Here is a 24,878-nt window from a genome sequence, read left to right as displayed (position 1 = left end):
CTCAGGGTCGCTTTCGGGGTAACCATCAATTATATTGTGGGCATGCCATCTATCGTCACCTTAATCTCAGGCCGCGGATCCAATTTCGAGGCCATCGTCAAAACAGCTCAAAAAGAGCAGTGGCCCGTCACTTTTGCAGGGGTGATCGCTAATCACTCTGCAGCTAAGGGCCTTGATTTTGCTCGCTCTCAGGGCATTCCTGCCTTTGCCATTGAGCACAAAGAGCATGCCACGCGTGAGTCCTTTGATGCTGCCCTAATCCAGAAAATCGATGAATTGGGGGCTGATTTAGTGGTTCTGGCTGGTTTTATGCGTATTTTGACCCCTGGCTTTATTCGTCATTTTGAGGGTCGCCTGATTAATATTCACCCCGCCTTACTGCCGGCCTTCCCTGGTTTACATACCCATGAGCGGGCTTTGGAGGCGGGCGTAGCTGAACATGGCGCTAGCGTGCACTTTGTGACCGAGGGTGTGGACGAAGGCCCCATCATCTGCCAAGCCTCGGTACCAGTTCTTCCAGGCGATGATGCGGGCAGTTTAGCCGCACGCGTTTTGGCTGCCGAACATCAGATTTACCCGCGGGCCGTAAAATGGTTCCTTGATGGACGATTGCGAATAGAAGGTAATCAAGTTCAGGTTCAACCACCGGAGTCGCAATTAATTAAATTATGAGTAAAGAACGTTCATCCCGCGGAGCCGGTATTGGCTCAAAGTCTGGATCAAGATCCGGATCACGCCTAGGCCCACAAAAAAGTTACGCTGCTAAATCCAAAGATCCATTGCGCCGCCCAGAGCGTCGTAATGCTAGTGGCAACATCATTGCGCCCGAAGGTCAGAAAAACTTTTCTAATGCTAAGGCTTTGCCTCAGCATGCAATTCATTTGGAGCGTCTGCTTCCAGAGTTGCTGAATTTTGAGCAACCAGCTGATCGCGTAGTGAGTCGCTATTTCCGCTCAGAACCTCAGCTAGGTAATCGTGATCGTGCCTTAATTGCTGAGAGTGCTTTTGCCATTTTGCGTCGTAAAAATGAGTTCTCACAATTTGCTTCAAGTGGCGAAGGTTCACAGGCTAGACGCTTAGCCCTATTGGGTTTGCTGTCTGCTCTGTCTGAAGGTGGCCTCGGTTCTGCTAACCGTGCTGAGAGTGCCATTGCCGATTTGGCTCACGTGTTGAAGACGGGTGAGTACGAGTGGTTACAGCGTTTTGCGACCGTTGATCCGTCAGCACTTAATCCCTTGGTTCAAAATAATTTGCCGGAATGGTTGTGGGATGCGTTTGGAAAATATCCCGGCGAAGAATCCCGTGAAGCATTGGCTAAATCACTAATGCATCCAGCTCTTTTAGATTTACGTGCGAACACCATGAAGACAACTCGCGAGCAATTGCTTGCGGAGATGAATGCTTTAGGTGGTCGCTATCAAGCCATCCCAACTCCATATGCACCCGATGGTGTTCGCATCATGGGTAAGCCTGCCTTACAAAACACCGTTGGCTTTAAAGCGGGGATGTTTGAAGTGCAAGATGAGGGTAGCCAGCTGCTAGCCTATTTGCTTGCCCCTAAGCGTGGCGAGATGGTGGTGGACTTTTGTGCCGGTGCTGGCGGCAAGACTTTGGCAATCGGGGCAATCATGCGCTCCACAGGGCGTTTGTATGCCCTAGATACATCTGAGCGTCGCCTGGCCAATTTAAAGCCACGTCAGGCTCGTAGCGGCCTTTCTAATGTGCATCCCGTCTGGATTGATAGCGAGAATGACACCAAGATCAAACGTTTAGCCGGTAAGATTGACCGCGTTTTGGTGGACGCCCCTTGTAGTGGCATGGGTACTTTGCGCCGCAACCCCGATCTCAAATGGCGTCAGACCCCAGAGGGCGTGCTGGAGCTGAATCAAAAGCAGATGAATATTTTGGCCTCTGCAAGTCGCTTGCTCAAACCGGGTGGTCGTCTGGTTTATGCCACTTGCAGTCTGCTACCACAAGAAAACCAGCAAATTGCAGAAGATTTCTTGGCAAAGCACCCTAATTTTGAGGTTGTCCCAGCGGCTGAGGTTCTTAAGCCATTGTTTCCAAAGGATAAAATTCCTATGGGATGTAGTCCGGACAATCCTTGGTGGCAGCTCTGGCCTCATATTCACGGTACGGATGGCTTCTTTGGAGCTGTTTTCCAGAAAAAGGCCTCCGCTCCTTTAGAAAAGATTGATCAGGGCGAAGCAAAAGACGGGGAAAAAGAGACTAAGGTCAAAACCAAGAAGGCTCTAAAGAACTAAAATAAGGGTTTAGATCTCCTTAGGGATACCCTTTGAACACAGCTTCTGGTTTTGATTTATTTCTGAATTGGCTTTCCCATGGCTACTTAAATTGGGCATGGTGGCAGATCCTCGTTTTTACTTTGGCGGCCACTCACATCACGATTGCCAGCGTGACCATTTTCTTGCATCGCTGCCAAGCGCACCGTGCCTTGGATTTGCATCCCATCATGTCCCACTTCTTCCGGTTTTGGCTATGGCTAACCACCGGCATGGTGACTAAGGAGTGGGCGGCGATTCATCGCAAGCACCATGCCAAGTGCGAGACTGTGGATGATCCGCATAGCCCGCAAGTTCTCGGTATCAATACCGTTCTGTCGCGTGGTGCTGAGTTGTATAAACAAGAGTCACGTAATCAAGAGACCCTAGATAAGTTTGGTCATGGCACGCCAGATGATTGGCTCGAGCACAACATCTACTCCAAGTTCTCTTGGCAGGGCGTAGCTTTGATGTTGATCATCGACGTCATTTTGTTTGGTGCAATTGGTTTGACCGTGTGGGCAGTACAAATGTTGTGGATTCCCATCACCGCTGCTGGAGTTATTAATGGCATTGGTCACTATTGGGGCTATCGTAATTACGACAATGAAGATGCCTCAAGAAATATTTTCCCATGGGGTATTTTGATTGGTGGCGAAGAGTTACATAACAACCATCACACCTTTGCCACTAGCGCCAAGCTCTCTAGCAAATGGTATGAGTTTGATATTGGTTGGATGTACATTCAAATGATGAGTGCTGTGGGCTTGGCTAAAGTGAAGAAGACCTCTCCTAAGCCTGTGCTGAGCGATTTACGTCCTGCTGATCACGGCACGCTCGAAGCTATCATTGCAAACCGTTATGAAATCATGGCTCGCTATAGCAAGACCCTGAGGGCCTTCTTCAATAATGAGGTTCAGCATATGCAAGTGTTGGCTGCCCACCTGAAAGATGCACGCACCTGGTTGGGTAAAGATGAATCTCGTTTAACTGCAGAAGAAAAAATGAAGCTAGAAGAGTTGATGGCTAGCAATGCGCAGCTTCGTAAGATGATTGAGATGCGTCGTGATTTGCAAGCGATTTGGAGCCGCTCCAATGCTACAGGTGATCAACTGGTTTCTCAGTTGCACACTTGGTGTCAGCGCGCTGAAGAGAGTGGTTTATCGAGTCTACGTGACTTCTCTTTGAGATTGCGTCGTTACGCTTAAGAGAAAAATCTAGGCAATAAAAAACCCGCTGATGTAGCGGGTTTTTTGTTTGCTGCAAATGAATATCGAATCGATAAATTATTTGAGCTTTGTTTCTTTATAAGCAACGTGCTTGCGAATGGTTGGATCAAATTTCATGATCTCCATTTTCTCAGGCTTAGTACGCTTGTTTTTTGAAGTTGTATAGAAGTGACCAGTACCTGCTGATGACTCTAATTTGATTTTTTCTCTGCCGCCTTTAGCCATTTGTGCGCTCCTTAAATTTCGCCACGTGCACGGAGATCAGACAACACAGCATCAATGCCGTTTTTGTCGATAACGCGCAAACCAGCATTGGTTAAGCGCAAGCTAATCCAACGGTTTTCAGATTCAACCCAGAAACGACGATTTTGCAAATTCGGCAAAAAGCGACGCTTCGTTTTATTGTTTGCATGGGATACATTGTTGCCAACCATCGGCTTCTTCCCAGTGACTTGGCAAACTTTTGCCATGACATAACTCCATTAATTGCGAAAAAAGAAGATTGTATCAGTCTCCGAGCACTTTGATCTACCCCTAATTGGCTTTAGTTTTGAGGATATAACAATCTCAGCTCAAGTATTGGCCAAAACATGCTATTAAGTTAGTGATTACTTCTGTTTATGGTCATTTTTCATAAGGCCAGCATCTGAAAATGAGAAAAAACCGCTATCGCTGACTATGCAGTGATCTAAGAGTGGAATATCCACCAACTGTAGGGCCTTAGACAGTATTTTGGTTAATTCCTGGTCGGCAATGCTGGGGAGTGGGTTACCACTGGGATGGTTATGGGCCACGATGAGGGCGCTGGCATTCCTCGAAAGTGCTTCCTTCAGGATTTCTCGGGGGTAGACCGCAGTGTGGGTTAGGGAGCCTCTAAAAAGCTCCTGGCACTCAATCAGGTGCAGTCTGGAGTCAAGGTATAGGCAAAGGAAGACTTCATGTGGCAGACGGCCAAATCGAGCTTGTAAGAACTCCCTGACATACCCTGGTGATGAGAATACGGATTCCTGGGAGAGGGTTTTCTCAAGGCTGCGCTTAACAAGCTCGTATGCCGCCTGAATTTGTGACCATTTGGAAATACCCATGCCGTGAATCTGGGTTAATTCCTCTGGCGTACAGGACAGTAGGCGTGGCAAATTGCCAAAATGGTGAAGAAGATCTTCAGCTAAAGCCACTGCGGTTTTGCCTTTGACGCCAACCCGCAGAAAGATTGCAAGCAATTCAGCGTCGCTCAAGGCGGATGCTCCGAGGGCCCGTAGTTTCTCGCGAGGCTGCTCCATTTTTGGCCAATCCGTAATCGGTGAGTGCACGCTCAGGTCCGGCCTAGATACAATTACCTTATGACTAAGCTTACGGTTTTGCCCAATTCCTTCCTGACTCTCAACTATCGGCTGACTTTGCCTAGCGGGGATGATTACATCAATACTTTTATCGATCGTCCTGCGACGGTGCTGATGGGTTCGGGTCAATTTGCGCCTTGTTTTGAAAAGGTATTAATCGGACTGGGTGTGGGTGAAAAGAAAAGCGCCTTACTGCCACCGGAAGAAAGTTTTGGTGAGCGTAAAGAGGAATTAATTCAGTGGGTTTCTTTGGGCGCGCTCAAAGAGGGTCGCGATGATGATGTGGAATTTAATCCTGGCGATGTCATTGAATTTAATGCCCCTGGTGGCGCGCAATATGCTGGTGTATTGCAATCCATTAATGAAGAGGGTGCATGGTTTGATTTCAATCACCCTCTTGCTGGAAGGCCTGTTACCTTCGAAGCTGAAATCGTTGCGATTCTGTAACTCATGAGTAACCCATCTAGCGTGCAAGACACGGCAGAAATTTTGATGGCGCAGCCACGCGGTTTTTGCGCAGGCGTAGATCGTGCAATCAATATCGTCAATGAAGCGCTGACTCGTTTTGGCGCACCAATTTATGTACGTCATGAGATTGTTCACAATGCCTATGTCGTAAATGGCCTGCGTGAAAAAGGCGCTGTATTTGTGGAAGAGTTGCATGAGGTTCCTAAAGGTGGCATCGTGGTGTTTAGTGCCCATGGTGTCTCTCAAGAGGTGCGCCAAGATGCTGAGGCGCGCGGGTTGCAGGTATATGACGCTACCTGCCCTCTGGTTACTAAGGTGCATCTTGAAGTCGTCAAGATGTGTAAAGATGGTTTCACGGTCTTGATGATTGGCCATGCTGGCCACCCAGAAGTTGAAGGTACGATGGGGCAAGTAGAAAAAGGCGTTCATCTGATTGAAACGATAGCGGATGTTGCTCAGCTGCCTTTTACTGAGCATGAAAAAATTGCTTTTGTGACGCAAACCACCCTCTCTGTAGATGAGACAAAAGAAATTGTTGATGCATTAACTCAAAAGTTTCCAAATATTGTTCAGCCGCGCAAACAAGATATTTGTTATGCCACTCAGAACCGCCAAGATGCTGTCAAATTTATGGCGCCTCAAGTGGAGATCGTTATTGTGGTGGGTAGCAAAGCAAGTTCGAACTCGAATCGCTTGCGTGAATTAGCTGAAAAGTTAGGTGTACCCGCCTACATGGTGGATGCCCCAGACCAACTGCGAGCCGAATGGTTTGCTGGTAAGAGGCGAGTGGGTCTTACTGCAGGTGCGTCAGCCCCAGAAAGTCTAGCCCTCTCGATTGTGGAGAGGATTCAAGAGTTTGGTCCACGCAGTATTCGTAACTTGGAAGGTGTGGTTGAAGACATCACATTCTCGTTACCCAAGAATTTAGTTGGTTAGCTATAAAAAATAAAGGAGCCCTGGGCTCCTTTATTACATTTTATCGAGAAGCTTTAAGCAACTTGCTTGAGTAGCTCTCTCAAGATATTGCACATCTGACGAATTTCATCATCGGATACATTGAGTGCTGGCATAAAGCGCAAGAGGTTAGGTCTCGGTGAGTTAATCAACAATCCTTCCGGGCCCCTATCGCGAGCAAGTTCAACCAACTTGGCGCCAATATCACTGCTTAACATGAGGGCGCGTAATAAGCCTTCACCACGTTCCCCATCTAAATTAAATTCCGCGGAGATCGCCAACAACTCTTTGCTCAGCAACTCGCCTTTGGCGCGAACCGATTCCAGGAAGCCTGGCGCCAATAGTTGCTCGATCACACTAACGCCAACAGCGGTCATTAATGGATTGCCGTTATAGGTGCCTCCTTGATCGCCCGGAACGAAGCAAGCAACTGCATCAGTTGCCATGAGTGCTGCTAGGGGAACGCCACCACCTATACCTTTGCCTAAGGTCATGATGTCGGGTTCAATGCCGTAGTGTTGATAGGCAAATAGTTTTCCGGTGCGACCACAGCCAGCTTGCACTTCATCAACGATCAGCAGAATATTATTTTCTTTAGTGAATTTACGCAGGCTTTGCATAAATTCTTTCGTAGTGGGGATCACGCCACCTTCGCCTTGAACTGGTTCGAGCATGACGGCAACAGTTTTATCGGTCACCAGTTTTTTGACAGACTCCAAATCATTTAAATCGGCTTTTAGAAAACCAGGAACTTGTGGGGCAAACATCGTGTCCCAACCGGGCTTACCGGACGCACTCATGGTTGCTAAAGTACGTCCATGAAAGCTGTGATCAAAGGTAATGATCTCAAAAGCGCCTGACTTATGAAGTTGACCCCATTTACGCGCCAGCTTGATAGCGCCTTCGTTGGCTTCAGCTCCACTATTAGCAAAAAACACTTTGTTGAAGCAGCTGTTTTCAGTCAGAAGATTCGATAAGCGAATCATTGGCTCGTTATAAAAAGCTGGGCTCGGATTGATGAGCTTCTGAGCCTGTGCATTAAGCGCTTCAATCATGCCTGGGTTGCTATGACCTAAACAGTTCACAGCCCAGCCTTGTAGGAAGTCTAAGTAGCGCTTGCCATTGTTATCGGTCAGCCAAGAGCCTTTACCCTCAACCATCATCACTTCTGGTCGTGGGGTAATAAACATCACCGAGTGGGCATCTACGGATTGGGCTGGCTTATTCATATCGTGTGCAAAGTGAGGTCAAATGAGTTTCTATTATCGCGCTTAGCAGGCTAGTTTGTCGCGAGGTCAGCAGCACTAGTGAAGGAATCCGCAAAGAACTCCTCTTCTGGCAGTTTGCACTGAGATGCAAAGTCCTGGCGGGCTGCATTGACCATGACCGGAGCTCCGCAGGCATAGACCTGGAAAAGGCTCATGTCAGGATGGTCGGCGATTACAGCTTGGTGAACAAAACCTATACGCCCGGCCCATTGATCCTCTGCGAGGGCATCTGAAATAACGGGGATGTATTTGAAGTCTGGGATGTCGCTTGCCCATGACTGACAGAGCGCATCGAGATAGAGGTCACTTGGGCGCCGACCACCCCAATACAGATGTATCGGGCGCTGAATTTTTTTGAGCCGCATTTGCTCGACGATGGATTTAATCGGCGCAAAGCCGGTACCTGCCGCAACGAAGATGATGGGTTTTTTAGAGTCCTCCCTCAAGAAGAAGCTGCCTAATGGGCCTTCAAAACGCAGAATATCTTTTTCTTTTAGTGCCGGATCTTTTGCACCAAAGACAAAGTCAGTAAAGAGTCCACCTGGCAAGTGGCGAATATGCAATTCCAGAGGGCCTTCTTGATCTGGTGCATTGGCAATGGAATAGGCGCGGCGCTGCCCATCTTTGAGTAGAAACTCTACATACTGTCCAGCCAGAAATTGAAAGCGCTCAGCAGCCGGTAATTGCAGTTTGAGAATCGCCACATCACTACTGGGTTTTGTAATGCTATTCACGCGACAAGGTACTTTGCGGATGGCGATATCGCCTGCACCCTGTACTTCCCGGGCTTCAATGAGTAGGTCCGACTTGGGATGAGCACAACAAAACAAGGTTCCGCCAGCGGCTTCATCAGTCGCACTTAAGGCTGCAGTACTATGTTGGCCATGCTCCACCTGACCTTCTAAAACCTTGCCTTTACAGGATCCACAAGCACCATTTTTACAGCCATAGGGCAGGGTGATGCCCTGCTGTAATGCTGCTTCGAGCAGAGTTTCATCCTGTTGGACGGTAAATTGTTTGCCGCTCGCTTTGAGCGTGACTTGGTAAGACACTCTCATTCCTTTCAATAAATCGTTACGATGTGACTTATGCAATCTTTTGGTAAATCTCGAATTCTGATCGTCGGCTGTGGTGACATTGGCCTGCGTGTTGCCAAGCAGCTCGCTCGAAGTCATCGCGTATACGCCTTAACTTCCCAGAAAACCCGTTTTCAGGAGTTGAGAGCAGTTGGCGCGATTCCGGTTTTGGGGGATCTGGATAAGCCCGATAGCTTGTGGCGTTTAAGTGGATTAGCGCAAACCGTGATCCACTTAGCACCACCCCAAAATACAGGTCATCGTGATTGCCGAACTCGCAACCTCCTCCGAATTTTAGCCCAAGGCTCTGATACCGTTGGGCGCTTGATTTATGTGAGTACTACGGGTGTTTATGGGGATCATGCGGGCGGTAGAGTAAGTGAAGTGACCCCCGTCAAGCCCCAAAGCGAGCGAGCCAAGCGCAGAGTGGATGCAGAAAATTGCCTGCGTCTTTGGGCTCCAGCTCATGGAGTCGCCCTCACCATTTTGCGAGTACCAGGTATTTATGCTGCCGATCGATTGCCGGTGGAGCGCATACAGGCGGGCACCCCCGCCTTAAATCCAGCTGAGGACGCTTACTCAAATCACATACAGAGTGATGATTTAGCAAGGTTAATTTGTGCCGCCGTTTATCACGGTAAACCGCAGCGCGTGATTAATGCTTGTGACGGCGGCGAGACCAAGATGGGTGATTATTTTGATGAAGTGGCTGATGCCTTTGGCTTAGATCGACCACCCAGAATGCCTGCTGAGCAGCTGGAGAAAATCGTATCTCCAATGCTGTGGTCTTTTATGCGGGAGTCTCGGCGCGTAACGAATGCGCGACTAGCAGAATTGAAAACCCCGCTACGCTATCCCAGCGTGACAGAGTTTCTGAAAACTATTTCCAAGAATCCTTAAGCCCGACTGTACGATTAAATACGGGTTGACCTGGTTTGGAGTCACTCTGATCTGCCACAAAGTAACCGTGGCGTTCAAACTGAAAACGATCTTCTGCTTTAGTGTCTTTCATACAAGGCTCTAAGAAGGCAGTAATCGTTTGCTTGGAGTTTGGATTGATGGCGTCAAGGAAATTTTTATCACCGCTATCTGGATGCGGATCATTAAATAAGTGATCATAGAGACGCACTTGTGCGGGGACAGCCTCTGCCGCACTAATCCAATGAATATTGCCTTTGACCTTGTAGTTATTTGAGCCAGGAGTGCCGCTCTTGCTATCGGGGAAATGAGTTGCATTGACTTGAATCACATTGCCCTGAGCATCCACTTCAAAGCCTGTGCACTCGATCACAAAACCATGACGCAAACGAACACGTCCACCCGCTTGATCGCCAATCGGTGGATAGAGTCTAAAGAATCCTTTAATAGGATCTTTCATAAAATCATCTTCTTCAATCCACAATTCTTTTGTGAAATGAAACTCACGATTGCCCCATTCAGGATGCTGAGGGTGGCGCGGGGCTGAGCAAGGCTCGCTCGCAGATGCATCAAAATTCTCAATCACGAGTTTCAGTGGCTTAAGCACTGCTGTAGCCCGTGGCGCTTTAGCTTCCAGATCATCACGCAGGGCTTGATCCAAAGTGCTCATATCAATCCAGCTATCTGCTTTAGAAACGCCAATGCGTTCACAGAACAAGCGAATGCTCTCAGGCGTATAGCCTCTGCGACGAATACCTACGATAGTGGGCATGCGGGGATCATCCCAGCCATCAACATGTTTTTCTTCTACCAGTTGCAGCAGCTTGCGCTTGCTAGTGATGGTGTAAGTGAGGTTGAGGCGGGCGAATTCATATTGGTGCGGTACTGGATTTTTGAAGATCCCTAGCTCTGCCAGTGAAGCCACTATCCAGTCGTAGAGAGGGCGATTATTTTCAAACTCCAAAGTGCAAATGGAGTGTGAAACATTTTCCAGCGCATCCGAAATGCAGTGCGTGAAATCATATAAAGGATAGATGCACCATTTGCTACCAGTACGGTGGTGATCGATATGACGAATGCGATAGACCACAGGATCGCGCATCACGATATTCGGATGCGCCATATCAATCTTCAATCGCAGTACATGCTCACCATCTTTGTATTTGCCATCACGCATCTCACGAAATAAGGCAAGATTTTCATCGGCAGTGCGAGCGCGATAAGGACTATTTTTTCCAGCCTGGCCGAAGTTGCCACGATTGGTATGGATGTCATCTGCACTTTGACTATCCACATAGGCTTTGCCATTCTGAATCAGAATTTCTGCAAACTCATAGAGTTGATCAAAGTAATCACTTGCGTGATACAGGTGTGTGCCCCAATCAAATCCCAACCATTTAACGGCATCCAAAATGCTGTCAGCGTACTCAATATCTTCTTTAACTGGATTGGTATCGTCCAGGCGCATATTGCAACGTGCACCACCCGCTTGATGGTTGTAATCAGCGGCTAGACCAAAGTTCAAGCAAATACTTTTGGCGTGACCAATATGGAGATAGCCGTTGGGCTCTGGTGGAAAGCGCGTAATGATGGAGGGGATAGCTTGACCGCTACGATCACTACGGTTCTGGTAGGCGCCACTCGCCAGGTCATGATCGATGATCTGGCGCAAAAAGTTGGAAGGCTCAGCAACAGTGCTGGCGAGCGATTTGGAGGGTTTGCTATCTTGGGACATGTACTCATTGTAGAGAAAACCCCCGCCCAGAAAGAAAAAAGCCCGCAAACAGCTGCGGGCTCGTTTCTGAGAAGTATTCGAGAATTAATCTTCTACAAAAGCCTCTTCACGGGTCTTCTTAACCGCCGGCAAGGCCACGATCACAACTAAGAGGGCGGCTGCAATGAGCAGGCTCAAAGATAGTGGGCGAGTTACGAAGGTGGTGAAATCGCCGCGTGACAACAGTAGAGCGCGACGGAAGTTCTCTTCCATCATTGGTCCGAGCACAAAGCCCAAGAGCAATGGAGGAGGTTCGCAACCCAGTTTGAAGAAGAGGTAACCGATTAAGCCAAAGGCTGCGGTCACATAAACATCAAATACAGTGTTGTTCACGGTATATACGCCGATACAGCAGAACACGAGAATCGCTGGATACAGGAAGCGATAAGGAATCTTCAAGAGCTTTACCCAAATACCAATGAGTGGCAAGTTCAAGAGAATCAACATCACGTTACCAATCCACATAGAGGCGATCAGACCCCAGAACAAAGCTGGGTTGCTGGTCATCACTTGTGGACCTGGTTGAATGTTATGAATAGTCATCGCTCCAACCATCAAGGCCATCACAGCGTTTGGTGGAATACCCAATGTGAGTAATGGAATGAAAGAGGTTTGAGCTGCAGCATTGTTAGCTGCTTCTGGACCTGCTACACCCTCAATAGCACCTTTGCCGAATTCATGGCTGTACTTGGAGGACTTCTTCTCAACAGAGTAAGCGCCAAAGGCAGCCAAAGCTGCGCCACCGCCTGGCAGAATGCCGAGGATGGAGCCAATGGTGGTGCCGCGCAAGATAGAAGGAATCATGCGCTTGACATCATTCTTGGTAGGAACCATGCTGGTGAGCTTGTTGAGGAAGCCCTCGTCATCTCCCTTTTTCTCTAGGTTACCCATGATTTCAGCGAAACCGAATACACCCATCGCGACGCTCACAAATCCAATACCGTCACTCAGCTCAGGAATGTCGAAGGCATAGCGTGATACGCCAGAGTTCACGTCAGTACCAATCAGGCCCATTAACAGACCCAAAATAATCATGCCGATCGCTTTAATCAGAGAGCCTGAGGCTAGTACGACCGCACCGATTAACCCTAAAACCATTAAGGAGAAGTATTCGGCGGGGCCAAACTTAAATGCCAGCTCTGAGAGTGGTGCAGCAAATGCAGCTAAAACCAGTGTTGCTACGCAACCAGCAAAGAATGAGCCCATACCGGCAGTAAATAGCGCCACACCTGCTCGGCCATTTCTGGCCATTTGGTAGCCATCAATCGCCGTCACCACCGAGGACGTCTCCCCCGGGATGTTGAGCAAAATCGCTGTTGTCGAGCCACCGTACTGTGATCCATAGTAGATGCCGGACAACATAATCAAAGCGGCAACTGGAGGTAATGCATAGGTTGCTGGCAATAACATCGCAATCGTTGCGATCGGGCCAAGACCTGGCAAAACGCCGATTAAAGTACCTAAGATACAGCCTACTAGGCAGTACATCAGGTTCTGTAAGGTAAATGCGGTATCGAAACCGAGAGCTAAATTAGCAAATAAATCCATTTTTCAGAGTCCCGGTTCGTTATTGTTGTAAGAAGAAAGGTAGCAGTGGGAACTGAAGCTTCAGGCCCACAACGAAGACTGAGTAAGTGAAAGTCACCAAAAAGGCGGCATTGATTGCGGTGCCTTTCCATGTAAATTCCTTGCTTGCGCTTGCCGCTACAAACACCAGAACCACTACAGCTACCAAGAAGCCCATCTTAGGAAGCAATAAGCCATAAAGGACTACAGAGCCAGTAATTTGCGCCATGACCCTCCAGTTGAACTTGGGAATGGACTCAATCGTCGCTTTAGCGCCCATGGACTTCACTAGAACTAGAAGTCCTAAAAGCGTCATGAGGATCCCTAAATAGAAAGGGAAGTAGCCTGGACCCATTTTGGCTGCAGTACCCATAGGATATTGCTTGGCTACGATTGTAAAAAACAGGCCAATAACCATATACATGATTCCGGCACCAAAATCCCGTTGATTGCGAATTTTCAAGTTGAGCTCCTTATATCGACTTAAATGCCGATCTATTTAATAGTGTTACGGGATTGTAAGGCAGGATTGAGGAGGTTTACCAAGGGTTTGCCCCCGACTAGTGCCAATGCGATAATTATTGGCATGAAAGTCTCCCAAATTCGCCAGGCATACCTGGATTACTTCGCCCAAAAAGGCCACCAAATTGTCCCCTCCAGCCCTGTGGTGCCTGGAGACGACCCCACCCTGCTCTTTACTAATGCGGGAATGAATCAGTTTAAGGACGTATTTTTAGGCTTTGATAAGCGTCCTTACAGCCGTGCAACCACAGCCCAAAAATGTATCCGTGCTGGCGGCAAACACAATGACTTGGATAACGTGGGCTATACAGCCCGTCATCACACCTTCTTTGAGATGCTGGGCAACTTCTCTTTTGGGGATTACTTTAAGAAGGATGCCATTCAGTTTGCCTGGGGTTTATTGACTGAGGTCTTTAAATTGCCAGAAGAAAAGCTGCTCGTTACCGTCTATGCAGAAGACGACGAGGCTTATGAGATTTGGAATAAGCAAATTGGAGTCCCGGCTGAGCGGATTATTCGCATCGGCGATAACAAGGGCGCTCGCTATGCTTCAGACAACTTCTGGATGATGGGCGACACAGGCCCATGCGGTCCTTGTACAGAAATCTTCTATGACCATGGTCCTCATATTGCTGGAGGCCCTCCGGGAAGTCCTGATGAGGATGGTGATCGCTATATTGAGATTTGGAATAACGTATTCATGCAGTTCAATCGCGACGAGGCCGGCAATATGCATCCATTGCCCAAGCCTAGCGTCGACACCGGCATGGGTCTTGAGCGTATCGCAGCCGTGTTGCAACACGTGCATTCCAATTACGAGATCGACCTCTTTGTGAATTTGCTAAAAGCAGCGAAAGAAGCGGTTGATGCGGCTGGCGGTGAGAATTGTGATCCAACTAGCCCATCACTCAAAGTGATTGCTGATCATATTCGTGCCTGTAGTTTTATCGTGGTCGATGGCGTAATTCCAGGTAATGCTGGGCGTGGCTATGTACTGCGTCGTATTACTCGTCGCGCGATTCGTCATGGCTATAAATTAGGCGCTCGTAAACCATTCTTCTATCAACTGGTTCCGGCTCTTGTAAAAGAGATGGGTCTGGCTTATCCAGAGTTGCAAGCAGCAAAAGATAAAGTAAGTGACGTGATTAAGCAGGAAGAAGAGCGTTTCTTCCAGACCATCGCTAACGGTATGGAAATCTTGGAAGGTGCACTTGCTGGCGGCGCCAAGACAGTTGATGGTGAAACTGCTTTCCGTTTACATGACACCTTCGGCTTCCCATTGGATTTAACTGCTGACGTGTGTCGCGAGCGCGATGTCACGGTGGATGCGGAAGGCTTTGATTTAGCCATGCAAAAGCAGCGTGATCAAGCACGAGCAGCTGGCAAGTTCAAGGTGGCTCAAGGCTTGGAGTACTCCGGCAAGCCAACCCAGTTCCACGGCTACGACACCTTGAAGCATGAAGGCGCCAAAGTAACGGCGCTCTATGTTGACGGCTCTGCTGTGCAGTCCGTCAAAGCGGGTGACGCGGCAGTAATTGTTTTAGATAACACCCCTTTCTACGCTGAGTCTGGTGGACAGATTGGCGATCAGGGTGAGCTACGTAATGAAGTGGTGCGTTTTGCAGTTGAGGATACCTTCAAGATTCAGGCCGATGTGTTTGGCCATCAAGGTGAAGTACAAGAAGGTGAGCTCAAGGTAGGTGATGTAGTTAATGCTTTAGTGGATGCCGAGCAAAGAACGGAAACAATGCGCAACCATAGTGCTACGCATATTTTGCATAAAGCATTACGTGAAGTCTTGGGCGATCACGTGCAGCAAAAAGGCTCACTGGTTGATGCAAGCAAAACCCGCTTTGACTTTACTCACAACGCACCTATCACTGCACAAGAAATTCGTCGGATAGAAGATATTGTGAATGCGGAGATCTTGGCCAACACTGCGACTTCCGGAAAAGTAATGTCTTTAGATGATGCACAAAAGACTGGGGCGACAATGCTCTTTGGTGAGAAGTATGGTGATGAAGTTCGCGTGCTAGAAATCGGTAGCTCTAAAGAGTTGTGCGGTGGAACCCACGTGGGCCGTACTGGCGACATCGGTAGCTTAAAGATTGTTTCTGAAAGTGGTGTAGCAGCCGGCATTCGCCGTGTTGAAGCAGTCACTGGCAGAAATGCTTTGAACTTCCTGCAGGGCTTGGAGGATAAGATCAATGAAGCAGCGACGATTCTGAAGACCCATCCCGGTGATTTGGTGAATCGTGTTGCTCAGTTGCAAGAAAGCCTTCGCCAGGCTGAGCGTGAGTTGGATAAAGTGAATTCCAAACTTGCCGCTAGCCAAGGTGATGAGTTAGCAACACAGGCGATTGACATCAATGGCATCAAGGTCTTAGCAGCCCGCTTGGATGGTGCAGATGCACAAGTATTACGCGAGACTATGGACGCACTCAAGGCGAAGCTGAAAACAGCGGCAATTGTGTTGGCTTCTGTGCAGGGCGATAAGGTCAGCTTGATTGCCGGCGTGACTGCAGATTCGATTGCCAAAGTGAAAGCAGGCGACCTGGTGAACTTTGTTGCTCAGCAAGTTGGCGGTAAGGGCGGCGGCAAACCAGAGATGGCGATGGCTGGCGGTACTGATCCAAGTAAATTGGGCGCGGCATTAGCCGGCGTGAAAGATTGGGTGGCTTCTAAATGAGTGGTGCTATTGAATTCAATCTTGAGGTAGATGCTATTGGCATGAATTGCCCACTGCCGATTTTGCGTACCAAGAAAGCTTTAGCCACTATGCAGTCGGGCGAAGTGCTCAAAGTGAAAGCTACGGATTCTGGTGCAGCCCATGACTTTCCTGCATTTGCCAAGCAGACTGGTAATGAGCTCCTCTCGAGCACTACAGAAGGTGATGTATTGGTGTTCTTCCTTAAGAGAAGATAAGCGATTCCAAGCGCTGAATAATTTCAGCACAAAAGAAAAAGGCAGAAATCACTTTCTGCCTTTTTGCTTTTCTCCAGTTGGATTTTGATTGTGGAGCCTAGGTTAGGGAGCGGCCCTTTAAATATGCTGCAAATTCAGTACTCACCTCTGGGTGGCGCAAAGCAAATTCCACGGAAGCCTTGAGGTAGCCTAGCTTGCTACCGCAGTCATATCGCACACCATCGTACTCATAAGCGAATACCGGCTCTTCTTTAAGTAATGAAGCAATCGCATCGGTGAGTTGGATTTCTCCACCAGCGCCTGGCTTGAGATTGCGAATGTGATTGAAGATGTCTGAAGATAAAACATAACGACCCACGACTGCTAGATTGGATGGCGCATCTTTGGGTTGCGGCTTCTCCACAATCCCATTTAAACGATAGATCCCTTTGGATACCTCTGCTCCGGAAATAATGCCGTAAGAGCTACTTTTAGATGGGTCAATTTTTTCTACTGCTAATACTGAGCCATTTTGCTCATCAAATACTTTGAGCATTTGCTTTAGCACTGGCGGCTGCCCATCGAGCAAGTCATCTGCAAGGATGATGGCAAAAGGTTCATCTCGTACAAGCTTTTCTGCGCACAAGACGGCGTGACCTAATCCAAGAGCTTCTGGTTGACGAACATACACGCAATCTACATGGCTTGGCTTCACGCTACGTACGATTTCTAAGAGTGCCTGCTTATTTTTAGCTTCGAGTTCGGCTTCCAATTCATAAGCCTTATCAAAGTGATCTTCGATGGCGCGCTTACTGCGACCAGTCACGAAAATCATTTCAGTAATGCCGGCGGCAATCGCTTCCTCAACCGCATACTGAATTAAGGGCTTATCCACTACGTTGAGCATCTCTTTTGGACTGGCCTTAGTGGCTGGCAAGAAGCGTGTCCCCAAACCTGCAACAGGGAAGACGGCTTTCGTAACGGCTTTAGTGCTTAATGGCATGGCAATTCCGATCTGTTTGGTTGCTGCTTTATTTCAGTCGCTCTAATTGTGCAACAAGCTTCTCATGGTTTTGCTCAAAGCCAGCAAGACGCTGCTTTTCTTGGGCTACAACCTCTTCTGGGGCGCGAGCCACGAAGCTTTCATTACCAAGCTTGCTACGCGCTTTAGTGATCTCATTGGCTAGGCGCTCAATTTCCTTGCTCAAGCGAATTCTCTCGGCTGCCACATCTACTTCGATTTTGAGTAATAGCTTGAGATTGCCAACCAGAGCCATTGGGGCACCTGGAGCGTCTTTCTCAAGGGCGGATTCGTCATCATAAATTTTGACTTCAGATAGCTTGGCTAAGGCAGTCAGGTATGGACTGGCCTTCTGCAAGAATTCTTGCGGCCCACTAATCCAGAGGGGTACCTTGAGTGCTGGAGAAACCTGCATCTCACCACGTAAATTACGGCAAGCATCCACAATGGATTTAATCTGGGCAACCCAAGCTTCACTCTGCTCATCAATCTTATCGAGCTGAGCAACAGGGTAGGGCTGCAGAGCAATGGTTTGTTTATCCTGTTTCGCTAGCTCTTTACCAACCTTAGGCCCAACGGTTTGCCAGAGGGTTTCAGTGATGAATGGAATGAGTGGGTGCGCCATGCGCAAGATGGTTTCTAAAACACGTAAGAGGGTTCTGCGGGTAGCGCGTTGCTGTGCAGGCGTACCAGTTTGTAATTGAACCTTCGCTAACTCTAGGTACCAATCGCAATACTCATCCCAAACAAACTGATAGATGCTGGTAGCAATATTGTCAAAGCGATAGTTTTGGAAGCCTTTAGCAACATCAGCTTCGGTTCTTTGCAGTAGAGAAACAATCCAGCGATCTGCTGGAGAGAAATCAAGTTGACCCTCTGGACCGCATTGGCTGTCGCAAGGAGCAAAGCCATTCTCTTGATCATTGCCAGGGCAATTCATGAGGACAAAGCGAGTGGCATTCCAGAGTTTGTTGCAGAAATTGCGATAGCCTTCACAGCGCTTTTGGTCAAAGTTAATATTGCGACCAAGTGATGCGAGTGAAGCGAAGGTAAAGCGCAGTGCATCCGTACCAAATGCAGGGATACCCTCCGGAAACTCTTTCTTAGTTTTTTTGCCAATGCTTTCAGCTTGCCTAGGATTCATCAAGCCAGTAGTACGCTTAGCAACTAAGTCTTCAATCTTGATGCCGTCAATGAGGTCGATTGGATCCAAAGTATTGCCTTTGGACTTACTCATCTTCTGACCTTCAGCATCACGAACTAGGCCATGAACGTACACCGTATTAAATGGCACCTTACCAGTGAAGTGACAAGTCATCATGACCATTCTGGCTACCCAGAAGAAGATGATGTCAAAACCAGTCACCAATACTGAGGACGGTAAGAAGTGCTTGAGTGCAGGCGTCTCTTCAGGCCAGCCTAAGGAGCTAAACGGCACCAGTGCTGAGCTAAACCAGGTGTCCAGGACGTCAGGGTCGCGATTCAGTTGGCCCTTGTATCCGGCAGCGGCAGCCTTAGACTTGGCTTCCTCTTCGGAGCGAGCTACAAAGATCTGTCCATCATCACCATACCAAGCGGGAATTTGATGGCCCCACCAGAGTTGACGTGAGATGCACCAGTCTTGAATATTTTCTAGCCACTGGGTATAGGTATTGATCCAATTTTCTGGAACGAGCTTGATGTCACCTTTCGTGACCGCATCTAAAGCAGCGCCAGCGATAGATGAGCCTGGTTGATATTGATTGTCTGGACTGGGTTTAGACATTGCTACAAACCACTGGTCAGTCAGCATAGGCTCAATGATGGTTTGGGTGCGATCACCGCGTGGCACCATCAATTTATGCGGCTGTACTTTTTCCAATAAACCAGCAGCATCTAAATCAGCAACGATTTGTTTGCGTGCAGCAAAACGCTCAAGCCCTTGATAAGCGGCGGGTGCATTCTCATTGATATTGGCATCCAGGGTGAGGATGTTAATGATTGGCAATTGGTGGCGTTGTCCAACAGCATAGTCATTAAAGTCGTGGGCAGGCGTTACTTTAACTACACCAGTACCAAATGCTAAATCCACATAGTCATCAGCAATGATCGGAATTTCACGATTACACAGTGGTAGCTGCACTGACTTGCCAATAAGGTGTTTGTAGCGCTCATCCTCAGGATTGACCATTACGGCCACGTCACCCAATAGGGTCTCTGGGCGAGTAGTGGCAACGGTGAGATGTCCGGAGCTATCTGCCAATGGATAGCGGATGTGCCACATAGAGCCATCTTCTTCTTCACTAACTACTTCTAGATCAGAGACAGCAGTTCCTAAAACGGGATCCCAGTTCACCAAACGTTTGCCGCGGTAAATTAACCTTTGCTCATGTAAACGAACAAACACTTCGACAACCGCTTTGGACATCTTGCTGTCCATTGTGAAATATTCTTTACCCCAATCAATCGAAGCGCCTAAGCGACGAATCTGACGGGTGATGGTATTGCCGGAAGTTTCTTTCCACTCCCATACTTTTTCTAGGAATTTCTCGCGACCTAAGTCGTGACGAGAAACTTTCTGTGCATCGAGTTGGCGCTCAACAACAATTTGTGTGGCGATACCAGCATGATCCGTGCCTGGAACCCATAAGGTATTTTTGCCGGACATACGGGCATGACGCACCAAGCCATCCATGATGGTTTGGTTAAAAGCATGGCCCATGTGCAGGGTACCGGTCACATTCGGTGGCGGCAACTGAATCGAGAAATCTCCCTTGCCCTCATCTAGGGTGGCGTCGGCAATGCCTCGGCGTTCCCATTCCGGACCCCAATAGGCTTCAATTGGGGCAGGTTCATAGGATTTGGCTAGTTCGTCTAGGGAGCTAGCCGCTGATGAGTTAGGGGTATTCGAAGCATTTGGCATAAGAGGCAAATTATAATTGGGGCGATGTACTCAGACCTACTCGCAAACCTTAATCCAGAACAACGCGAGGCAGTGACCCTCCCGCCAGTAAATGAAAATGGCCAGGCTCAGTCAGCCCTGATTTTGGCTGGTGCCGGCAGTGGAAAGACCCGCGTCCTAACGACCCGTATAGCTTGGTTGATCCAAACAGGCCAGGTTTCGCCGATTGGCGTCCTGGCGGTGACCTTCACCAATAAGGCCGCTAAGGAGATGATGTTGCGCTTAAGTGCCATGTTGCCCATTAATACTCGGGGTATGTGGATTGGCACTTTCCACGGTCTTTGCAACCGTTTGCTACGTGCGCATCACAAAGAAGCAGGTTTACCGTCCACTTTCCAGATTTTGGATACCCAAGATCAGCTTTCTGCGATTAAGCGACTTTTGAAGGGTCTGAAGGTCGATGATGAGAAATACCCCCCTAAGCAGTTGCAATATTTCATTGCCCATGCCAAGGAGCGTGGTCAGCGCGCCAGAGAATTATCCGTAGGGGATGACTTTCAGGCCAAGATGGCTCAGTTATACGAGGCCTATGACGAGCAGTGCCAGCGTGAGGGTGTAGTCGACTTTGCTGAACTCTTATTGCGCAGTTACGAATTACTCAAACACAACGAAGCGATTCGTACGCACTACCAAGAACGATTCCGTCATATTTTGATTGATGAGTTTCAAGATACCAATGCCTTGCAATATGCCTGGCTTAAATTACTATCCGGTCACGATGCTAGTCGCGTCAACGTCAGTGGCATGGGAAGTAGTGCGGTATTCGCAGTGGGCGATGACGATCAAAGTATTTATGCTTTCCGTGGTGCGGATGTTGAGAACATGCGCCTTTATGAAAAGCAATATCACCCGATGATGGTGAAGCTTGAGCAGAACTACCGCTCGCACGGCCACATCTTAGATACGGCCAACTACCTCATTTCTAACAACACGGATCGCCTTGGTAAAAACCTGCGCACCGATGCTGGTCATGGCGAGCCTGTCCGTATTTATGATGCGCCAAGCGATCATGCTGAAGCCGCTTGGCTTGTTGATGAAATTAAAGCCTTGGTGAATAGCGGTATCAAGCGTACTGAAATTGCTTTGCTCTATAGAAGTAATGCACAGTCACGCATCATTGAACATGCCCTATTCTCTGCAGCGATTCCATATCGTGTGTATGGTGGACTGCGATTCTTTGAGCGCGCTGAAATTAAGCATGCGTTAGCCTACTTACGTCTTCTAGAAAATCCGAATGACGACACCTCCTTCTCACGTGTAGTGAATTTCCCGACGCGTGGTATTGGTGCGAGATCGATTGAGGCTGTGCAAGATGCAGCTCGCGCCCAAAACAGTTCACTGTATTTGGCCGCTTCGACATTAGATGGCAAGGCAGGTGCAGCTTTGGGTGGATTTGTGCGTCTGGTAGATCACATGCGTGAAGCCACTCGTCACAATACTTTGCCTGAGACGGTCGAGTTTGTGATTCAGCATAGCGGCTTGATTCAGCACTACCTTACAGAGCGCGAAGGTCAAGACCGCGTAGAAAACTTACAGGAACTCATTAACGCCGCAACCGCATTTATTGCAGAAGAGGGCTATGGTCAGGACGCCACTGCTGCCACGCTACCAGGTGAGAATGCGCCTGGCACGGTGGAGGTTTCGCCATTAGCAGCATTCCTCTCGCATGCCTCACTAGAGGCTGGTGATAACCAGGCGCAGGCGGGCCAAGATGCGGTGCAATTGATGACGGTGCACTCTGCCAAGGGCTTGGAGTTCACCTCGGTATTTATTACTGGTTTAGAAGAGGGTCTGTTCCCACATGAGAACAGTATCAATGAACAAAACGGCTTAGAAGAAGAGCGACGTTTGATGTATGTTGCGATTACCCGTGCCAAGGAACGGCTCTATCTCTCTCATACGCAGTCAAGAATGTTGCATGGTCAAGTACGCTACAACATGCCTTCTCGTTTCTTGGAAGAGTTGCCATCGGATTCATTGAAGTGGCTCACGCCAAAAGTAAAAGATGCACGTTGGGGCGGGGCTACATCGGGGAATAGCGGTCGCGCCGGATCAACTTGGCAGGATGGCTACACCCGTCAGCGCGAGTTTGGGTCGAATGACTTCTTTGATTCCGGCAATGAGCGTGAGCGACCTGCAAGACAAATTGGTCGCGTAGGATCTGCATCTACCTCGGTAACCAGAATGGCTTCACCACCACGTGGCAACTATCCCTTTACTATTGGACAGAATGTATTCCACACCAAGTTTGGCGAGGGAAGAGTTACAGGCTTAGAGGGTAATGATGCTGATGCGCGCGCTCAAGTGAACTTCAAGCGCCATGGTGTGAAATGGTTGCAGCTCAGTATTGCCAAACTCGCTGCGATAGACTGATCCAGAAGTTAAATAAGAAACTACGCAATCAAGCTTGCTGATTCTTTTTCAGCAAAGCATGCTTTCCAAGTGGCAAAGAAAGAGCAATGCATTACTGTCAATCCTGCCATAGAGATAGGGGCAATAATGAATGAGGCGGCTTGACCCAAATCAAGTAAATCAAAGATGGAACCAATCGTCAAAGGAATGGCGATTAAGATCGCACCCCAAATAGCGATATACAAAAAGAATGCCCCACGATTCGACCAGCAAGCAATAGCACTAGAAAATAGTGCTTTTGCTACCGGCATATCAGCCCAAGCCACGAGTACAGGTGAGAACCACATCACCATCGCTACCGGGACATATAGCAAGCCACCAAAAAAGAGAATGAGGTAGATCTGCTGAATGGCTTCAGGAGTAATGGGCTTATCGTTTGTCATGAGTGGGATGAGTAATTCAAAATCCACTAGTAAGCTTAAGATAAAGCTGAGAGCCAGAATCAGTGCTGCATAGACTAAGCCTAGTTGCAGAATGCGCTTACGTAAGATAGGCGTTGACTGAAGGGCGGCTAGATAGACTGATGGACGAATGCGCTCTTTCTGGATTGCTTGCCGACAGGCAGTCATGAAGCCAACCGATAAAGTGGGTGTGAGTAATAAAACAGCAAAAATACCAATCACTGGAACGAGTACTGCTAGCTGAGCTACAAACACATACATGAATACCAGCATCAAAAACCCTAGAGGATTTTGTTTAAATAGCCAGATACCTTGACGAATCCAGGTGTAGCCCTCTTTGGGTGCAACGGAGTTTAGTTTCATATTGCTTTGCGGCTTAAGAGAATATTTTCAAAATGACGGGGGTCATGTGGGGTCAGCATTTGAGCATCGCGTGGCAAGTAAAAATCCCACAAGCGAGAAATCCAAAAACGCAAAGCTGCAGCACGCACCATGAGAGGCCAACTTGCTTGCTCTTCTTTGGTAAGTGGTCGAACAGATTGATATGCATCCATCAATGCCTTGAAGCGGGCAGGATCTAAATCTTGTTTGTTATCAGCCAGACACCAATCATTTGCGGTGACTGCCAAATCAAATAACCACTTATCAGTACCGGCGAAATAAAAGTCGAAGAAACCGCCGAGTTGATCTTGGGAGCTATCGCTTGCACACTGAGGGTCGAACAGCACGTTATCTCTAAAGAGGTCGCAATGGCTTGCCCCTTGCGGCAGTGCTGCATAGGCTGCAGAGTCAAAGAATTGTTCTTGAGTAGCGAGCTCAGTTGTGAGTAATTCTTTTTGAGAATCACTTAGGTGTGACAAAACTTGAGGCACCGTTTTTTGCCACCAAGAAAGACTGCGAAGATTTTCTTGAGTCTGCTTGAAGTCACTGCCAGCTAAATGCATCTTGGCTAAATTTTCACCAACTAAGGCGCAATGGTTTGCTTCGGGAGCAAGTCTGGAGAGGCCCGGAAGCTTGCTCACAATAGCTGCAGGCTTGCCTTTAAGAGTAAATAAAATTTGCCCTTGTTTATTCTCTAGTGGTTTAGGTACTGGAGTACCTTTGTTAGCCAGGTGACGCATCAATTCTAAATAGTAGGGAAGTTGCTCTGCTGATAGTCTTTCGAAAATAGTCAGAACATATTCTTGCTTCTTGCCATCCTTCTCGGTGTCGAGAAAGAAGTTAGAGTTCTCGATACCACCATGAATGCCACGAATATCGATGGCTTGCCCGATGTCAAAATCGCTAGCGATCCAATCTGAGATGTCACTCAGTTCAACGGGTGTGAATACGGCCATGACTAAAAATGAAAGATGCGAATGGTGAGGAGCAAAGTGTCAATGATTAAAAAGGAATCTTGACGCTCGGAACGCTAATGAGATCAGTTTCTTTTGGTACGCCCGGCATAACGGTCGCTGGGGGCGCCATTTCGTAACTGGTAAAGCGTGTCTTTACATCCACCTGTGTGGGCGCATTGGTATCTTTGTATTCGGTAATTTCGGTGCCGGTCGCTTCCTTATGCTGAAAGCTCGGTTTTCGGCCTTCAGGTGCGTTAGTGGCTTGAGATGCGCTGACGGCAGGCGCTAATGGCTGGTTATTAATACGTTGTAGCTCGGATGGGCTTAATGCCTGAGAATTATTCTGGGCATGTGCTGAATGCATGCCAAAAGAGGCAAAAGCCACTAAAAAGCTTGTTAGAACAAGGGTTTGGCTCGCAGAAGCGTGGAATAAGTTAGTTAGAGCATGCATCATTTTTCACCTTT

At 48.2% G+C, this 24,878-nt stretch carries 22 protein-coding genes; 9 read left to right on the top strand and 13 right to left on the bottom strand.

What is annotated here, in order from left to right; translation table 11 throughout:
- The first annotated feature begins 42 nt into the window (after window positions 1–42).
- From purN to AOC19_RS07660, 3 genes are read left to right on the top strand one after another with little or no spacing between them, the layout of a single operon-like run.
- Window positions 43–672 (top strand): phosphoribosylglycinamide formyltransferase, encoded by a 630-nt coding sequence (purN, locus tag AOC19_RS07670; protein ID WP_215375603.1) that lies wholly within the window; start codon window positions 43–45, stop codon window positions 670–672.
- Window positions 669–2,264: an RsmB/NOP family class I SAM-dependent RNA methyltransferase gene (locus AOC19_RS07665; RefSeq protein WP_215375600.1), complete on the top strand. Its 1,596-nt coding sequence runs from the start codon at window positions 669–671 to the stop codon at window positions 2,262–2,264. The genes purN and AOC19_RS07665 overlap by 4 nt, the downstream gene beginning before the upstream one ends.
- Before the next feature lie 32 nt (window positions 2,265–2,296).
- The gene (locus AOC19_RS07660; protein WP_215375597.1) at window positions 2,297–3,490 is read left to right on the top strand and encodes a DesA family fatty acid desaturase; all 1,194 of its coding nucleotides are present in this window, start codon (window positions 2,297–2,299) and stop codon (window positions 3,488–3,490) included.
- Window positions 3,491–3,568: 78 nt separating this feature from the next.
- On the opposite strand, the gene rpmG is transcribed toward AOC19_RS07660, so the two are convergent.
- The 3 genes from rpmG to radC all read right to left on the bottom strand — a co-directional run bounded on the left by rpmG (window position 3,569) and on the right by radC (window position 4,821).
- Window positions 3,569–3,736, bottom strand: a complete 168-nt coding sequence (rpmG, locus tag AOC19_RS07655) for a 50S ribosomal protein L33 (protein WP_015421876.1) — start codon at window positions 3,734–3,736, stop codon at window positions 3,569–3,571.
- Between the two features lie 11 nt (window positions 3,737–3,747).
- On the bottom strand, window positions 3,748–3,981 hold the full coding sequence (gene rpmB / locus AOC19_RS07650; RefSeq protein WP_011903570.1) for a 50S ribosomal protein L28: 234 nt from the start codon (window positions 3,979–3,981) through the stop codon (window positions 3,748–3,750).
- 138 nt (window positions 3,982–4,119) lie between these two features.
- Window positions 4,120–4,821 (bottom strand): RadC family protein, encoded by a 702-nt coding sequence (radC, locus tag AOC19_RS07645; RefSeq protein ID WP_353055742.1) that lies wholly within the window; start codon window positions 4,819–4,821, stop codon window positions 4,120–4,122.
- A 30-nt stretch (window positions 4,822–4,851) separates the two neighbouring features.
- Here radC and AOC19_RS07640 point away from each other — a divergent pair, with 30 nt between their 5' ends.
- Both AOC19_RS07640 and ispH read left to right on the top strand, forming a co-directional pair.
- Window positions 4,852–5,298, top strand: a complete 447-nt coding sequence (locus tag AOC19_RS07640; protein WP_215375594.1) for an FKBP-type peptidyl-prolyl cis-trans isomerase — start codon at window positions 4,852–4,854, stop codon at window positions 5,296–5,298.
- A gap of 3 nt (window positions 5,299–5,301) precedes the next feature.
- A complete protein-coding gene (gene ispH / locus AOC19_RS07635; protein ID WP_215375591.1) occupies window positions 5,302–6,255 on the top strand; it encodes a 4-hydroxy-3-methylbut-2-enyl diphosphate reductase in 954 nt (317 codons plus the stop codon).
- 53 nt (window positions 6,256–6,308) lie between these two features.
- Here the strand turns inward: ispH and AOC19_RS07630 are convergent, their stop codons facing one another.
- Window positions 6,309–7,502, bottom strand: coding sequence for an acetylornithine transaminase (locus tag AOC19_RS07630; protein ID WP_215375588.1), 1,194 nt, complete (start codon window positions 7,500–7,502; stop codon window positions 6,309–6,311).
- Between the two features lie 50 nt (window positions 7,503–7,552).
- Complete coding sequence (locus AOC19_RS07625) at window positions 7,553–8,593, bottom strand: CDP-6-deoxy-delta-3,4-glucoseen reductase (protein WP_215375585.1); 1,041 nt, start codon at window positions 8,591–8,593, stop codon at window positions 7,553–7,555.
- A 36-nt stretch (window positions 8,594–8,629) separates the two neighbouring features.
- Here AOC19_RS07625 and AOC19_RS07620 point away from each other — a divergent pair, with 36 nt between their 5' ends.
- Window positions 8,630–9,517, top strand: a complete 888-nt coding sequence (locus AOC19_RS07620) for an SDR family oxidoreductase (protein ID WP_215375582.1) — start codon at window positions 8,630–8,632, stop codon at window positions 9,515–9,517.
- On the opposite strand, the gene AOC19_RS07615 is transcribed toward AOC19_RS07620, so the two are convergent.
- The 3 genes from AOC19_RS07615 to AOC19_RS07605 all read right to left on the bottom strand — a co-directional run bounded on the left by AOC19_RS07615 (window position 9,498) and on the right by AOC19_RS07605 (window position 13,338).
- Entirely contained in the window at window positions 9,498–11,270 is a 1,773-nt protein-coding gene (locus AOC19_RS07615) for a glutamine--tRNA ligase/YqeY domain fusion protein (RefSeq protein ID WP_215375579.1), read from the bottom strand. The two genes, AOC19_RS07620 and AOC19_RS07615, sit on opposite strands and share 20 nt — an antisense overlap.
- An 84-nt stretch (window positions 11,271–11,354) precedes the next feature.
- Window positions 11,355–12,857 carry a tripartite tricarboxylate transporter permease gene (locus tag AOC19_RS07610; protein WP_215375576.1) on the bottom strand — a complete coding sequence of 501 codons (1,503 nt, stop codon included), beginning with the start codon at window positions 12,855–12,857 and terminating at the stop codon, window positions 11,355–11,357.
- Between the two features lie 19 nt (window positions 12,858–12,876).
- A complete protein-coding gene (locus AOC19_RS07605; RefSeq protein WP_215375573.1) occupies window positions 12,877–13,338 on the bottom strand; it encodes a tripartite tricarboxylate transporter TctB family protein in 462 nt (153 codons plus the stop codon).
- Window positions 13,339–13,461: 123 nt separating this feature from the next.
- Here AOC19_RS07605 and alaS point away from each other — a divergent pair, with 123 nt between their 5' ends.
- Both alaS and AOC19_RS07595 read left to right on the top strand, forming a co-directional pair.
- Window positions 13,462–16,086 carry an alanine--tRNA ligase gene (gene alaS, locus AOC19_RS07600; RefSeq protein WP_215375570.1) on the top strand — a complete coding sequence of 875 codons (2,625 nt, stop codon included), beginning with the start codon at window positions 13,462–13,464 and terminating at the stop codon, window positions 16,084–16,086.
- Between the two features lie 8 nt (window positions 16,087–16,094).
- Window positions 16,095–16,322, top strand: coding sequence for a sulfurtransferase TusA family protein (locus AOC19_RS07595; RefSeq protein WP_041485182.1), 228 nt, complete (start codon window positions 16,095–16,097; stop codon window positions 16,320–16,322).
- 97 nt (window positions 16,323–16,419) lie between these two features.
- Here AOC19_RS07595 and galU read toward each other — a convergent pair whose 3' ends face one another.
- A complete protein-coding gene (gene galU / locus AOC19_RS07590) occupies window positions 16,420–17,304 on the bottom strand; it encodes a UTP--glucose-1-phosphate uridylyltransferase GalU (RefSeq protein ID WP_215375567.1) in 885 nt (294 codons plus the stop codon).
- Between the two features lie 28 nt (window positions 17,305–17,332).
- Window positions 17,333–20,224, bottom strand: coding sequence for a valine--tRNA ligase (locus AOC19_RS07585; protein WP_215375564.1), 2,892 nt, complete (start codon window positions 20,222–20,224; stop codon window positions 17,333–17,335).
- A gap of 24 nt (window positions 20,225–20,248) precedes the next feature.
- Between AOC19_RS07585 and AOC19_RS07580 the strand changes: the two genes are divergently transcribed.
- The gene (locus AOC19_RS07580; protein ID WP_215375561.1) at window positions 20,249–22,636 is read left to right on the top strand and encodes a UvrD-helicase domain-containing protein; all 2,388 of its coding nucleotides are present in this window, start codon (window positions 20,249–20,251) and stop codon (window positions 22,634–22,636) included.
- A 20-nt stretch (window positions 22,637–22,656) separates the two neighbouring features.
- Here AOC19_RS07580 and AOC19_RS07575 read toward each other — a convergent pair whose 3' ends face one another.
- The 3 genes from AOC19_RS07575 to AOC19_RS07565 are packed head-to-tail and all read right to left on the bottom strand — an operon-like array spanning window position 22,657 to window position 24,867.
- Window positions 22,657–23,439, bottom strand: a complete 783-nt coding sequence (locus AOC19_RS07575; protein ID WP_215375558.1) for a BPSS1780 family membrane protein — start codon at window positions 23,437–23,439, stop codon at window positions 22,657–22,659.
- The gene (locus AOC19_RS07570; RefSeq protein WP_215375555.1) at window positions 23,436–24,413 is read right to left on the bottom strand and encodes a homoserine kinase; all 978 of its coding nucleotides are present in this window, start codon (window positions 24,411–24,413) and stop codon (window positions 23,436–23,438) included. Before AOC19_RS07570 ends, AOC19_RS07575 begins: the two co-directional genes overlap by 4 nt.
- A 46-nt stretch (window positions 24,414–24,459) precedes the next feature.
- On the bottom strand, window positions 24,460–24,867 hold the full coding sequence (locus AOC19_RS07565; RefSeq protein ID WP_251368012.1) for a hypothetical protein: 408 nt from the start codon (window positions 24,865–24,867) through the stop codon (window positions 24,460–24,462).
- Window positions 24,868–24,878 lie beyond the last annotated feature (11 nt).

Origin of the sequence: Polynucleobacter asymbioticus, from assembly GCF_018687575.1 — a bacterium.
Lineage (GTDB): Bacteria > Pseudomonadota > Gammaproteobacteria > Burkholderiales > Burkholderiaceae > Polynucleobacter > Polynucleobacter asymbioticus_C.
The sequence above is the reverse complement of the archived record's forward strand: the minus strand, read 5'-3'. Positions and strand labels throughout refer to the sequence as shown.